1 protein-coding gene is annotated in these 479 nt (G+C 66.6%); it reads right to left on the reverse strand.

What is annotated here, in order from left to right:
* A partial coding sequence (locus AC2JF9_RS08685) for an ATP-binding protein (protein WP_500726964.1) occupies window positions 1–353 on the reverse strand: 353 nt, incomplete at its 3' end.
* Between the last annotated feature and the right edge of the window lie 126 nt (window positions 354–479).

The raw sequence follows: 479 nt of genomic DNA on the forward strand, positions 1-479 counted from the left end.
CCTGCGGCCTTGGTGAGAACGGTGAGGCAGCGGCACTGCGAAATGGAGGCGGTCTTCATACCGAGGCCGAACCGGCCGAGATCCTCGGGCTCGCGTTCCGCCAAGGGGCTCGAACTGCCCGGTCGCATCGCCTGGACCAGGCGCGCCTCGGACATTCCCCGGCCGTCGTCGCGGATGAGGATGCGCGAGCCCCGTCCTGCCCACTGGAGGTCGATCCAGACGTTCCGCGCGCCTGCACTGATGCTGTTGTCAATGACATCGGCGATTGCGGTCGGGAGATCGTAACCGAATGCACGCAGGGATTCGAACAGCTCGGTCGCACCGGGGCTGGCGATGTCGTATTCAGGCGACACGGGCGAGCCTTACGTCATCGGCCTCCGCAGCGGTTCCTGCAGCTGCCCTCCGGAGCAATCCGTGAAGCGCTTCGCCGATCCTGTGCGCGAGGAGCGGCGGCACCGCGTTGCCGACCTGCACATACT

The sequence above is a fragment of the Lactobacillus sp. C449L genome (assembly GCF_059900815.1).